Annotated in this window: 14 protein-coding genes and 2 pseudogenes; 8 read left to right on the plus strand and 8 right to left on the minus strand. The window is 68.2% G+C overall.

The window, feature by feature from the left end:
* Both AC1DY5_RS22545 and AC1DY5_RS22550 read left to right on the plus strand, forming a co-directional pair.
* Positions 1-551: pseudogene (locus tag AC1DY5_RS22545) on the plus strand (hypothetical protein); the annotation flags it as partial.
* A gap of 144 nt (positions 552-695) precedes the next feature.
* On the plus strand, positions 696-1,394 hold the full coding sequence (locus AC1DY5_RS22550) for a DUF899 family protein (protein WP_478114939.1): 699 nt from the start codon (positions 696-698) through the stop codon (positions 1,392-1,394).
* A 118-nt stretch (positions 1,395-1,512) separates the two neighbouring features.
* Here AC1DY5_RS22550 and AC1DY5_RS22555 read toward each other — a convergent pair whose 3' ends face one another.
* On the minus strand, positions 1,513-1,911 hold the full coding sequence (locus AC1DY5_RS22555; protein WP_478114940.1) for a DUF488 domain-containing protein: 399 nt from the start codon (positions 1,909-1,911) through the stop codon (positions 1,513-1,515).
* A 24-nt stretch (positions 1,912-1,935) separates the two neighbouring features.
* Complete coding sequence (locus AC1DY5_RS22560) at positions 1,936-3,786, minus strand: PhoX family protein (protein ID WP_478114942.1); 1,851 nt, start codon at positions 3,784-3,786, stop codon at positions 1,936-1,938.
* Between the two features lie 79 nt (positions 3,787-3,865).
* Between AC1DY5_RS22560 and AC1DY5_RS22565 the strand changes: the two genes are divergently transcribed.
* Entirely contained in the window at positions 3,866-4,702 is an 837-nt protein-coding gene (locus AC1DY5_RS22565) for a crotonase/enoyl-CoA hydratase family protein (protein WP_478114943.1), read from the plus strand.
* Between the two features lie 9 nt (positions 4,703-4,711).
* Here AC1DY5_RS22565 and AC1DY5_RS22570 read toward each other — a convergent pair whose 3' ends face one another.
* Positions 4,712-5,383, minus strand: coding sequence for a nitroreductase (locus tag AC1DY5_RS22570; RefSeq protein ID WP_478114945.1), 672 nt, complete (start codon positions 5,381-5,383; stop codon positions 4,712-4,714).
* Between the two features lie 91 nt (positions 5,384-5,474).
* On the opposite strand from AC1DY5_RS22570, the gene AC1DY5_RS22575 reads away from it, so the two are divergent.
* Positions 5,475-5,675, plus strand: a complete 201-nt coding sequence (locus tag AC1DY5_RS22575; protein ID WP_478114946.1) for a hypothetical protein — start codon at positions 5,475-5,477, stop codon at positions 5,673-5,675.
* Between the two features lie 82 nt (positions 5,676-5,757).
* The gene (locus AC1DY5_RS22580; RefSeq protein ID WP_478114948.1) at positions 5,758-6,225 is read left to right on the plus strand and encodes a BON domain-containing protein; all 468 of its coding nucleotides are present in this window, start codon (positions 5,758-5,760) and stop codon (positions 6,223-6,225) included.
* A gap of 6 nt (positions 6,226-6,231) precedes the next feature.
* Here AC1DY5_RS22580 and dkgB read toward each other — a convergent pair.
* Positions 6,232-7,027, minus strand: a pseudogene (dkgB, locus tag AC1DY5_RS22585) (2,5-didehydrogluconate reductase DkgB).
* Entirely contained in the window at positions 7,024-8,229 is a 1,206-nt protein-coding gene (locus AC1DY5_RS22590; protein WP_478114950.1) for an MFS transporter, read from the minus strand. The pseudogene dkgB and the gene AC1DY5_RS22590 overlap by 4 nt, the downstream one beginning before the upstream one ends.
* A 114-nt stretch (positions 8,230-8,343) precedes the next feature.
* Here AC1DY5_RS22590 and AC1DY5_RS22595 point away from each other — a divergent pair, with 114 nt between their 5' ends.
* Entirely contained in the window at positions 8,344-9,228 is an 885-nt protein-coding gene (locus AC1DY5_RS22595; protein ID WP_478114952.1) for a LysR substrate-binding domain-containing protein, read from the plus strand.
* Positions 9,229-9,406: 178 nt separating this feature from the next.
* Positions 9,407-9,646 (plus strand): DNA-directed RNA polymerase subunit alpha C-terminal domain-containing protein, encoded by a 240-nt coding sequence (locus AC1DY5_RS22600; RefSeq protein ID WP_478114954.1) that lies wholly within the window; start codon positions 9,407-9,409, stop codon positions 9,644-9,646.
* 58 nt (positions 9,647-9,704) lie between these two features.
* Here the strand turns inward: AC1DY5_RS22600 and AC1DY5_RS22605 are convergent, their stop codons facing one another.
* Positions 9,705-9,902 (minus strand): hypothetical protein, encoded by a 198-nt coding sequence (locus AC1DY5_RS22605; RefSeq protein ID WP_478114956.1) that lies wholly within the window; start codon positions 9,900-9,902, stop codon positions 9,705-9,707.
* Positions 9,903-10,003: 101 nt separating this feature from the next.
* Here AC1DY5_RS22605 and AC1DY5_RS22610 point away from each other — a divergent pair, with 101 nt between their 5' ends.
* Positions 10,004-11,251: an NUDIX hydrolase gene (locus tag AC1DY5_RS22610; RefSeq protein ID WP_478114958.1), complete on the plus strand. Its 1,248-nt coding sequence runs from the start codon at positions 10,004-10,006 to the stop codon at positions 11,249-11,251.
* Positions 11,252-11,279: 28 nt separating this feature from the next.
* Here AC1DY5_RS22610 and AC1DY5_RS22615 read toward each other — a convergent pair whose 3' ends face one another.
* Together AC1DY5_RS22615 and AC1DY5_RS22620 are read right to left on the minus strand one after the other, a co-directional pair.
* Entirely contained in the window at positions 11,280-11,657 is a 378-nt protein-coding gene (locus AC1DY5_RS22615) for a VOC family protein (protein ID WP_478114960.1), read from the minus strand.
* A gap of 419 nt (positions 11,658-12,076) precedes the next feature.
* A partial coding sequence (locus AC1DY5_RS22620; protein ID WP_478114961.1) for a hypothetical protein occupies positions 12,077-12,274 on the minus strand: 198 nt, incomplete at its 5' end.

The raw sequence follows: 12,274 nt of genomic DNA on the forward strand, positions 1-12,274 counted from the left end.
ACGACGTGCAGCCCGATGTGCTGGCCGCCGCGGCGGCAGCGATCGACGGCACGCTCAACAACCAGAGCCTCGTCGTCCTCTTCACCTGCCAGGGCAAGAAGCTGTTGTTCGTCGGCGATGCCCAATGGGGCAATTGGGCGTATTGGCTCTATGGCAAGCCCGTGAAGGGCGCGGACCCCGGCATCTCGGCCGAAGCGCGGCKGATTCTCTCGTCGATCGATTTCTACAAGGTCGGCCACCACGGCAGCACCAACGCCACGCCGATTCCGGCGGTGGGCGCGATCTCGAAGAGATGTGTGGCGATGTGCTCGACCGAGACGGGCTTCCCGAGCGACAAGCGTACTTACGGAAGCATCAAGATGCAGACCGAAGTCCCGCGCATCCCGCTGATGGAGGCGCTCGAGAAGCAGACCGGCAGGAAGCTCGTGCGCAGCGACTGGCTGGCCACGACCTTCGCGAAGGCATCCCCCGAGGCACACAAGCAGCTGGACCGGCTGCCGCCGCACTTCGAGACGGGGGACATCTACATCGAGTACGTGTTTCCGGACTGATTCAGCGCCAGGGCGCCTGCGTGACGGTGGCTTGCAGGAGCAGGCCTTCATGGCTCAGGCGGCCTGACCTACAAGTCCTCGCACGCGGCTGCCGCTGTCTGCGGGGCCCGGGTTTCCGCCGTCAATCGATTGCAGGAGCATGGTATGCAAAAGTCCCTCACCCCCGCCGCAGAACTTTCGCAAGCCAGGACGCCTTTCCCCGGCGCGTCGACCGAGTACGACGCGGCACGGAAGGCACTGCTGGCCGAGGAGATCGAGTTCCGCCGCCACATGACACGACTGGGCGAGCAGCGCCGCGCGCTGCCTCCTGGACCCGTTATCGAGAAGAACTACCGCTTCAAGGACGAGCAGGCGCTCGAGGTGGGGCTAATCGACCTCTTCGGCGACAAGGACACGCTCGTCACCTACTTCTGGATGTTCGGGCCACAGCGTGAAAGGCCGTGCCCCATGTGCACCAACTGGCTCGGCGCGGTGAACGGCAACGCGGCCGACATCAAGCAGCGGGTGGCCCTCAAGGTCCTGGGGCGCTCGCCCGTGGAGCGGCAGTTCGCGTTCGCGCAGGAGCGCGGCTGGCGCGACCTGAACTTCGTCCAGACCATGGGCGATGACTACGCGAAGGACCTTGGTGTTCTGATGCCTGACAGCAGCGAGTACCCGGCGCTGGTGGTGTACCGACGCGACGGCGACAAGGTCCGGCTGTTCTGGGCCAGCGAAATGACGCGCGAGATGGCAGACCTCGGCCAGGACCCTCGGGACGCACCCGACATTGCCTCGCTCTGGTCGGTGCTGGATCTGACCCCGGCGGGGCGCGGCACCGACTGGTATCCGAAGCTCAACTACTGAGCGTGCCATGCGAATGAAGGAGGGTGCTCAAGCCCGAGTGCCCTGTGGCAGCTCCGGCATCTGCCCCCATAGCGCCCGCGCGGGTGGATCACTTGCGCCACGCCCGGTTGTTCTGCCATCAATCCACGATGTCCGCCCCGCGCTCCGCCAGCAGCGCCCGCAGGAAGGACCGATGGCAATGCGCCTCGTCCTCGCAGTAGCAGCCGAGAGAGAACGCGCTCTGGTGCGACAGCGCGGCCAGCAGGTCGAGGCTGCGGCTGGCGTCGGCCTCGGCCATCTCGCTCTTGTATTTGCGGCCGAAGGCGGCCCATTGCGCGTGGACGCCCGAGGCCACGGCGGCCTGGGCCTGCTTCATGGTCTCGACCGAGGGCGCCAAGTTTGGGTACCAGACGTCGTACCAGTTCTGCGAAGCGAACTCCGCCTTGGGAACGCCGCGCGGCGGCCGGCGTACCGTGCCGATGCGCAGGCCCTCGTCGGGTGCGCGATCGCTGCCGAGGCGAACAATGCGAATGGCCATTTTCCTTTTCCTCTCCTTTGATTTTCAGGTTCCGACGATAGCGCCATCCTGCCGCCGGACGACCACCGTGGCCGAGCGCGGCCGCGCGCTGCCGGCCAGTGTGCCGTCGGGCCAGGCGCTGCTTGGCGTGCCGCTGGCGCCCTCGCGCGTCTCGCCCGGATGCTGGATGTTGACGAACAGGCTGCGCCGGTCCGGGGTCAGCACGCAGCCCGTGATCTCGCAGCCGTTCGGGCCGACCAGGATTCGCTTGATGACACCGCTCGCCGGATCGGCGCAGAGCATCTGGTTGTTGCCGAAGGCGGCCATCGGCGGCTTGCCGATCGCGCTTCCGCTCATGTCGGTCTGGATCCACATCAGGCCGCCGCTGTCGAAATGCAGCCCGTCGGGGCAGCCGAAAGCGTCGGCGTCGGCGCTCGGGTAACGCGTGCCGGAGCCCGGCACGGCGGGGTCGCCGGCCAACACGAAATGGTCCCAGGCGAAGCCGGTGCTGGCGGCATCACGGCCGTCCTCGCGCCAGCGCAGGATGCCGCCGAAGACGTTGTCCGCGCGCGGGTTGGCGGCGTCGACTGGCGGCATGCCCGGCCGGCCTCGCTGGGCATTGTGGGTCAGCGCGACATAGACATCGCCGCCTGCCGGCTCGACCGCGATCCATTCGGGCCGGTCCATGCGGGTCGCGCCGACGATGTCGGCCGCCAGCCGTGCATGGATCAGCACCTCGGCCTGGCTTGCGAAGCCGCTCGCGGCATCGACGCCGCCCAGCCCATGGCGCAGTTCGAGCCATTTCCCGCGGCCGTCGTCGTCGTAGCGCGCCACATAGAGCGAGCCCTGATCTAGCAGGTGGCGGTTGGCGGCCCGCGCGGCGGCATCGCTGCCGGGCCGGACCTTGTCGCGGCTCACGAACTTGTAGATGTATTCGAAGTTCGAGTCGTCGCCCATGTAGACCGCGAGCCGGCCGTCCTTCGTCAGCCTGCAGGTGGCGCTCTCCTGGTGCTTGCGGCCGAGCGCGGTGCGCTTGACCGGCGTGGACGCCGGATCGAAGGGGTCGATCTCGACCACCCAGCCGAAGCGGTTCGATTCGTTCGGATGCTTCGCAAGATCGAAGCGATCGTCGACTCTCCAGTAGTCGACCCAGGATCCGCTGGCCAGTCCGTAGCGGCGCTGCGCCGCGGTGGTCTGCGCCAGCGCGTCCTTCGGTGCGCCGAAATAGACGTGGAAGTTCTCCTCGCAGCTGAGATAGGTGCCCCAGGGCGTGACGCCCATGGCGCAGTTGGCGAAGGTGCCGGCGACCCGCTCGCCGGCCGGGTCGGCGGCCGTGCGCAGCAGCGGGCTGCCGGCCGCCGGCCCCGAGATGCGCATCGGCGTTTGCCCGTGGATGCGCCGCGCGAAGCGCGAGGGCAGCACCTGGCGCCAGCCGGCCGGCGTCAGCGCGATCTCGATCACCGAGACGCCCATCGCGTGCAGCGACTTGCGGGCCTTGTCGAGGGTCAGGGGCCGGGCGCCGTCGGGATGCAGCAACTGCTCGTCGGTGTACTCGTGGTTCATCACCAGCAGGCCGCGGTCGGCACGGCCGTGGAGCGAGAAGAAGTGCATGCCGTCGTGGTGCATCCCGGCCTGAACGGCCTGCTCGGCGGCGCTGTTCGAGGCATCGGGCGCGAAGGCCGGCATGGCGCCCGTGATCCCGGTGGGCGAGCCCCAGGGGTAGAGCACCTGCGCTTCGTAGCCGGGCGGCACCGTGACCGCATCGCGCAAGCTGGCCGGCACGGACTCGAAGCCGAGGTGGCCGTCAGTGGCCGGCCGTGCGCGGGCCTCGCCCAGCAGGGCGACGACGGCGGCAGCGGCCCCGGATTGAAGAAACTGGCGGCGGTCGATCGGCATGGCGTTTCTGTTGACTGGGCGACAGCGACATCATCGCCGAGCATCGATACTCGCCCCAACCGAACACCAGGAGACACCCGTGAACGATCGCATCGAATCCATCCGCCACGCCGACGGCGTGGTCGAACTGCACATGGCGCGCGCCGACAAGATGAACGCGCTCGACCCGGCCATGTTCGACGCCCTGATCGATGCCGGCAGCCGCCTGTGCAACGACCCGGGAGTGCGTGCGGTGGTTTTGGCCGGCCGCGGCAGGGCGTTCTGCGCCGGGCTCGACATGAAGTCCTTCGAGCGCATGGGGGAGGGCGCCGCGTCGTCGGTGATCGGGGAAGGCGCCGCCAGCGCCGGCATTTTGGCGCGTACCCACGGCATCGCCAACGCGGCACAGCAGGTGGCCATGGTCTGGCGCCAGGTGCCGGTGCCGGTGATCGCCGCGGTGCACGGCSTGGCCTTCGGCGGCGGCTTCCAGGTGGCGCTGGGCGCCGATGTGCGGCTGGTCGCGCCGGACACCAAGATGTCGGTGATGGAGATCAAGTGGGGCCTGGTGCCCGACATGGGCGGCATCGTGCTGATGCGCGAACTGGCACGCGACGACGTGGTGCGCGAGCTGGTCTTCACCGGGCGCATCTTCTCGGGCGAGGAGGCGGTGGCGCTCGGCTTTGCGACCCGCATCGCGGCCGAACCGCTGGCCGAGGCGCTGGCAATGGCGCACGAGATCGCGCAGAAGAGCCCCGACGCGATCCGCGCCGGCAAGCGGCTGCTCAACGCGGCGATGGTGCCGGGCGCGGCCGAACTGCTGCTGGCCGAGTCGCTGGAGCAGAAGGCGCTGATCGGCAGTGCCAACCAGACCGAGGCGGTGCGCGCGAACGTGGAGCGGCGCGCGCCGCGCTTCAGCGACGTGCAGCCGGCGGGCTGAGAGCGAGGCTCAGATCCCCCTGAAGGTCAGCCATTCATTTTCGGGCGCACGATCGCTCACCAGGCCATTGACCGCATGCTCGGGGTCGCGATGGCCGATCGCCATGCCGCAGAACAGCATCCGCTCGGCCGGCAGCTCGATGGCCGCGGCCACGGTCTTCGGGTAGATCGCCCAGCACTCCTGGGCGCAGCTGTCGAGACCTTCGCCGCGCAGCAGCAGCATCACGGTCTGCAGGTACATGCCCAGATCGGACCACTGCGGCGGTCCCATGCAGCGATCGACCGAGCAGAACAGCGCCAGCGGCGCGCCGAAGAAGTCGAAGTTGCGCGAGAACCAGCGGCGCCGTGCCGCCTTGTCCTCGCGCGGGATGCCCAGGCGCGCATACATCGCCTCGCCGACCTGGAAGCGGCGGTCTCGCCAAGGCGCGCGCAGGGCCGGCGGGTAGATGTCGTAGTCGGTCGGCTCGGGTTCGCCGCCCTGGGCCAGCGATTTCCGCATGCGCGCCTTGAGCGCCGCGAGCGCGTCGCCGGCGAGCACGTCGATGTGCCAGGGCTGCAGGTTGCCACCCGAGGCCGCGCGCGCGGCCTGGGTCAGCACCCGGTGGACGGTGTCGCCGTCGACCGGCGTCGGCAGGAAGGCGCGGATGGAGTGGCGGCTGGCGACGGCTTCCTGGATGTGCATGGGTGGGGCGCAAAGTGGTTCGGGCGAGTTTAAGCAGGCTGTCAGGCTGCGGCGGCATACTGTGGCCGTGGCCATGCATCTCCTCCATCGTTTGGCAGCCGAAGATCTGCCTGTCGCCGTCGCCGGAGGCGCGGACATCGACGCCTTGCGCGTGCTCAGCATGGCCGGGCATGTCAAGGCGACGATACCCAAGCCGCTGCGGACCCTCGACGGCTACCAGCAGCCGCCGGCCATGGTCAACGAGATCACCTCGCTGGGACGCACCATGCTGAGGCGCTTCCCGATGCGCTAGCCGCGTCGATGCGCTGTCTACCTACAAGCGGTTGCGGCGCCATCGGAGCCCAGCCGCGGACTTGTCGGCCTAGAGTGCCGGCATGCAACGATCAAATCAACCGCGACTGAAAGCCCTCGCTCTGGGCTTGGCGGTGCTGGGCCTTGCCGGCTGCAACGAACGTTCCGCGATCGAAGCCGAGCGGACCGCGGCCGCCGCAGGCAACAAGGCCGCCGAGCTGGCCGAGACGGCGCGCGACAAGACCCGGGCCTTCGTGACCTCGCCTGAAACTAAGCGGGATGCCGAGGCCGTCAAGGACGCGATCAAGAACGCCGGCACCGCCGCGGTGGCCGGCATCGACGATGCCGCGATCACCCTGTCGGTCAACAAGGCGCTGGCCAGGGACCCGGAGCTGAGTGCGAGCCGCATCGAAGTCGAAACCCAGCGCGGCGTGGTGCACCTGAAGGGCCCGGCGCCGAACGCGGCGGCCAAGGCCCGCGCCAGTGAGCTGGCCGGCAGCGTCCAGGGCGTGACCACGGTCGACAACGGGCTCGAAGTTAAGGCGATGTGAGCCGGGTCAATCCCAGGCCGGTGCCACGCCCCCGGGCTCGACGAGCCGGCCGTTGCGCTCCAGGGCCGCCATCTGCGCCATCTTGGTCGTCGCTGAGGCGAAGTTCTTGCGCGAGCAGGTTGCTCTGGAGGTTGGCGCGCTTCGTCGATGACGGGATCACGGCGTAGCCCAGCTGCATCGCCCAGGCCAGCGCAACCTGTGCCGGAGTCGCGCCATGCGCCGCGGCGACGGTCTCGATGATCGGGTCCTTCAACACTGCGCCGTAGCCGAGCGTCATGTACGAGGTGGTCGCGATGCCTTGGCTGCTGGCGAACTCGTCACCTTGCGGTTCTGCAGATAGGGGTGCAGCTCGACCTGGTGGGTGGCGGATCTGCTGCGCGCCGACCGCCGCGATGGCTTCCCGCAGCAGCGCTAGTTCGAGACGCCGATCTGCGTCGCCAGGCCCTGCGCCTGGGCTTCGGCCAGGGCGCCCATGAATTCGGCCACCGGCACCGCGCCGCCCGGCGAGGGCCAATGGAAGAGCACCAGGTGGCCCGGTCGGTGCGCAGCTTGGCAAGGCTGTCCTTCAGGCTCGGGATCAGCTTGTCGCCGGTGTAGTTGGCATCTTGGTCGTGAGGAAGAGCGCGTCGCGCGGCACGCCGCTGTCGGCGATGGCCTGGCCGACCTCGGCCTCGTTGCCGTAGATCTGTGCCGTGTCGATGGCGCGATAGCCGAGTTCGAGGCCGGTCGTGACCGAGTCGACGGCCGCCTGGCCGTTAAGACGAGAGGTGCCGAGGCCGAAGGGAGGAATCCTGCTTGTCATGAACTGGTCCTTGGGTGATTGAAATCGAGGGAAGGGGACATCGAACGGGCGCGGTCGAGCCGGCCGCTCCAGGCCGTGAGGGCCAGGGCGACGAGCACCACCAGCGCGCTGATCCAGCCGGTATGGATCAGGCCCAGGTGCGTGACCACCAGGCCACCGGCCCAGGCCGCGCCGGCGATGCCAAGGTTGAAGGCGGCGATGTTGAGGCCGGAGGCGACGTCGACCGCATCCGGCGTGTAGCGCTCGGCCTGTTGCACGACGTAGACCTGGAGCCCGGGCACGTTGCCGAACGCGACCGCGCCCCAAAGCAGCACGGTGGCGAGGGCGAGCCACGGGTGCGGCGCCGTGAAGCTCAGCATCAGCAGCACCGCGGCGAGCAGCGCGAAGATGAGCTTGAGCGCCGGGATCGGGCCGAGCCGGTCGGCCAGCTTTCCGCCCCAGATGTTGCCGGCCGCCACCGACAGGCCGTAGACCAGCATCACGCCGCCAACCGCGTTGGCGCTGAAGCCCGACACCTCGGTGAGGATCGGCGCCAGGAAGGTGAACGGGATGAAGGTGCCGCCGTAGCCGATCGCGGTCTTGGCATACACCAGCAGCAGGCGCGGTTCGCCGAGCACGCGGAACTGCTGTGCCAGCGAGGCCGGCGGCGTGTGGCGGATGTCCTTCGGCACGAACAGCGCGCTGCCGACGAAGGCGATCACCCCCAGCGCCGCGACCGCAAGAAAGGTCTCGCGCCAGCCGAAGTGCTGGCCGATGAAGGTGCCCAGCGGCACACCGGTGACCAGCGCCACGGTCAGTCCGGTGAACATGATGGCGATCGCGCTGGCGGCCTTCTCCTTGGGCACCAGGCCGGTGGCGATGGTCGATCCGATCGAGAAGAAGACGCCATGCGCCAGCCCCGTCAGGATGCGCGCGGCGATCAGTGTCTCGTAGTCCGGGGCCTTCCAGGCCAGCAGGTTGCCGAGCGTGAACAGCGCCATCAGACCGAGCAGCAGCGCCTTGCGCGGCAGCTTGCCGGTCAGTGCGGTGAGCACCGGCGCGCCGATGGCGACGCCGAGCGCGTAGAGGCTCACCAGCAGCCCGGCTGAGGGCAGGCCGATCTGCAGGTCGGCTGCGATGGTGGGGATCAGGCCGACGATCACGAACTCGGTCGTGCCGATGGCGAAGGCGCTGAGGGTCAGCGCCAGCAAAGCAATGGGCATGAATGCACTCCTTGAAGAAGGGTGCGAGTGTGAAGTCGCAACCTTTGCAGAAAAACACGGTTCAAAGCACAATATATTTGACTGGAAATCAACAATTAAGCGCCGAGGCCAAGCTTGAAAACGACCGTGGAAGAATTGCAGGCCTTTGCGGCGGTGGTCGATGGCGGCTCCATCACCGCCGCGGCCGAGCAGCTCGGCCAGACCGTCTCGGGCATCAGCCGCGCGCTGGGACGGCTCGAGCGCAAGCTGGCCACCACCCTGCTTCGACGGACCACGCGACGGCTCGAGCTCACCGAAGAGGGCCGGGCCTTCCTGGCGCATGCGCGCGCCATCCTGATCGCGATCGACGACGCCGAGGAGCAGATGGCGGCGCGGCGCGAGAAGCCCGCCGGGCGGCTGCGCGTCAATGCCGCATCGCCTTTCATGCTGCATGCCATCGTGCCGCTGGTGCCGGCGTTCCGCCTCGCCTATCCGCAGATCGAGCTCGAACTCGACAGCGACGAACTCAACATAGACCTGCTCGAGCGCCGCACCGACATCGCGATCCGCATCGGCGCACTGCGCGATTCAACGCTGCACGCACGCCCGATCGCCACCAGCCGGCTGCGGATACTGGCCAGCCCAGCTTATATCGCCGCGCATGGCCGGCCGAAGAACGTCACGGCCCTGGCGCGCCACACGCTGCTGGGCTTCACGCAACCTGAGTCGCTCAACCGCTGGCCGTTGCGCGGGCCGCACGGCGACGAATGGCCGATCGCGCCGACGCTCAGCGCATCGAGCGGCGAGACCTTGCGCCAGCTGGCGCTCGCGGGGGCGGGCATCGTCTGTCTGGCCGACTTCATGACCGCGGCCGACTGCGCCCGCGGCGGCCTGGTACAACTGCTGACGCGGGAGACGGTGGAGGTTCGACAGCCGATCAACGCGGTGTACTACCGCAACACCCAGCTGTCGGCACGGATCACTTGCTTTCTCGACTTCATCGGGGAGCGCCTGGCCTGAGGAAGGCTTCTGGAAAACCCTGTATGAAATAAATCCAATCGCCTGAAAAAAAGACAGTCTCATTGTTCTCATTTCAGTCGAAGCGATTGATTTTGAAGCGGATTTGCTCGAAACAAAGGCCTTGGGCGGATGGCATGAACTGTGCAAGTTCCAGTCATCGTTTTCAGGAGGTCTCGCCATGGATCCACGCAACCCCGTCTTTGCCGCCGCTTCGGAATCGGTTCTCGACGCCGACATCGCGGTCCTGCGACTGTGCGACCGCACCACCAATCTGCTGCGCCTCAACGAGCTCAACACCGTCCGCGACCTGGTCCGGCTGCCGGCCCGCAAGCTGTTCGCGCTGTCGCGGCTGGGTCGAAATTCGCTGCGCGAGATCGTCGACAGCATCGACCGCCAAGGGCTGAGCCTGGCGGACTGAGTGATGGATCGCCTGAACCGCCCGGCGGCGGCGTGGAGCCGCTTCGGCGGCCGCGGCCTTAGCGACCCTGGTTGAGGCGCTCGAGCCCCTGCTCGGTCAGGAACTTGCCGCCTTGGCGGTCGCAGCCGACCAGCCCGTTCGACAGCAGGCGTTCGGAGACACTGATCGAATCGGTGGGCGAGCGCCGCGTGTGGGCCTCCTGCAGGGCCCGCAGCGTGCGCCATTGTTCTTCGTTGAGCTGAATCTTCTTGACCAAGGAATCCTCCGTCGACGCGCGCAAGTGTGGGGCAAACGGCGCTTCGCTTCCTCCCCATTTCAGACGAGGCACGAAGCTGGTAAAACGGCACCCGACCTCGAATGAACCCAGCGTCCCACTTCTCCCCCTCTTCCCCGGCGCCGAAGCGCCCGATCCGCTTCGCGGCCACCCTGATCGTCCTGCGCGACGGCGCTGCCGGCCTCGAAGTGCTGATGCTGCGCCGGGCCGAAAAGGAGGCCGACCAGAACAGCGGCGCCAGCGTTTTCCCCGGCGGCGGCGTCGATCCCCTCGACCACCTGCTGCATGCGCGCTGCTGCGGGCTCGACGWTGCCGCGGCCAGCCGGCGGCTGGCGCTGCCGGCGCGTGGCCTCGACTTCTACGTGGCGGCGATCCGCGAGTGCTTCGAGGAGGCCGGCCTGTTGTTTGCCAGCGGCGCCGGTGGGCGACCGGTCGCCCTCGACCATCTGGCCGACGACGAGATCTCGGCGCTGCGGACAACCACGGAAGAGGGCGCCGAAGCGCTGCTCGGGCTCTGCGATCGGCACGGCTGGCGGCTCTCGGTCGACCGGCTGGCCTATTTCGCCCACTGGCTGACGCCACCCGGCATGCCGCGGCGTTTCGACACCCGCTTCTTCGTCGCCCTGGCCCCGCCCGGGCAGCAGGCCCGTCCCGACGGGCGCGAAACGGTGGAGCGCCTCTGGCTGCGGCCGGCCGAGGCCCTGGATCCGGCGCGCGGCCTCCATCTCATGAACGTGCAGCGTCGCGTCCTGCAGCAGCTGGCCGCCTTCGACAGCGCCGAGGCCTGCCTGGCGCACGTCCGGGCGCTGCAGGAGATCCCGTTGGTCATGCCGCGCCGCGCGTTGGCCGCGGACGGCGTGCGGGCTGTGAACCCCGACGAGCCGGCCTACGCGGAGATTGCCCGCATCGATCCGGACGGTGCGGGCCACGCTCGCTGCGAGCTGGTCGATGGGCTCGCGATGTTCCTGTCGCCACGGGTGCTGCGGGTGACCGCGCAGCGGGACGGCGTGCTGGTCAACGGCTACCTGGTCGGGGGCGACCGCAACGAGTGGGCGCTGATCGATCTCGACAGCGGCGACGCGCGGCACCGGTCCATGTTGCTGGCGTCGGCGCCGGGGCCGGTGCGCTGGACGCTGTCCTTGCGCGAGCTGGCGCCGGCCCCCGGCGAAGGCATCGACCTCGGCGGCTGCAGGCTGCGCCTGCTGAGCCAGGGCTTCCTGCTCGAAGAGGAGAGGATGCTGTTCGTCGCCGAGGTGGATTCGCGGCCGGATCTTGCCGCTGTCGAGGTCGAATGGCTGGCGCCGCGCAGCGGCTTTCTGCTGCGGGCCTGAGCGCGCCGACCACCCAGTCGGCGCTGTTTCAGGCCACGTTCTGGATCACGGCCATGATGTTGCCTTCGCTGTCCTTGAACCAGGCGGCCTTGGCGCCGCCCTGGTTCACGATGCCCTGGGCATCCTTGCCCGGCATGTCGTAGTCCTCGAAGACCACGCCGCGCGCCTTCAGTTCGGCGACCTCGGGCTCGATGTCTTCGACCTGCCAGAAGGCCTGGCTGGCCTGCGAGGTCCCGGCGTTCGGGGTCTGATACAGGAAGCAGCCGGTGCCGCCGGCGAACGCGTAGTGGACGCCCCCGGTGATCTCGGCCTGAGGCTTGAAGCCCAGCTTTTCCTCGTAGAAGCGGCGCGCCCGGGCCAGGTCACGGGCGGGAATGTAGGCGTACATGGGGGATTGCTGCAGCATCGATCTCTCCTTGGTGGGAATCACGTGCAATGGCGCGGCGGACAGGAAGCGAAGTGTTGCTTGTAGGCCTCATAAACACTGGGGCTTCGCTGGTTTGACCTGCCTTGTGCCCCCAGTCGTTCCCCCGGCCTCAGCACTTCTCGCACTGTCGGCGCCTCAGAATGAGCATCATGCACAACCCGCGCAAATGATGAAGTCCCAGACATCTTATTACTCAGCTTGCAAGCGGTGCGAAACTCGTGGACGGTGAGCGCAACGAGGGGCCAGTCGCCTCAGTGCTCGCCCAACTCGGATCTGATCGCCTCGGCCGCGCTGTGGTCGTGATCGTCGACGAAGGGCTCTGCGATGCACGCGCAGCGCTCGACGACCAGGTGCGCGAAGTCTGATCAGCCTCTGATCCAGCGGATCGCCCGGGCGGATCACGCCTGCGGTTTCGGCAGCGATGCGGAACTCGCGGAGCGGGTCGCGGGCTGGCGTGCAGCTACGGGCGAAGTGCCAAACGATGCCTGTTTGATGGGGTGTTCAGGACCATTTCCATAGGTTTGTCCACCGCCCCGCTGCAGAACCTCCCCTTCTAGAGTCACCTCATTCCACGCGATGCCGTCGAGAAGGTGTAT

It is taken from the genome of Variovorax sp. P4_D9 (genome assembly GCF_056401695.1).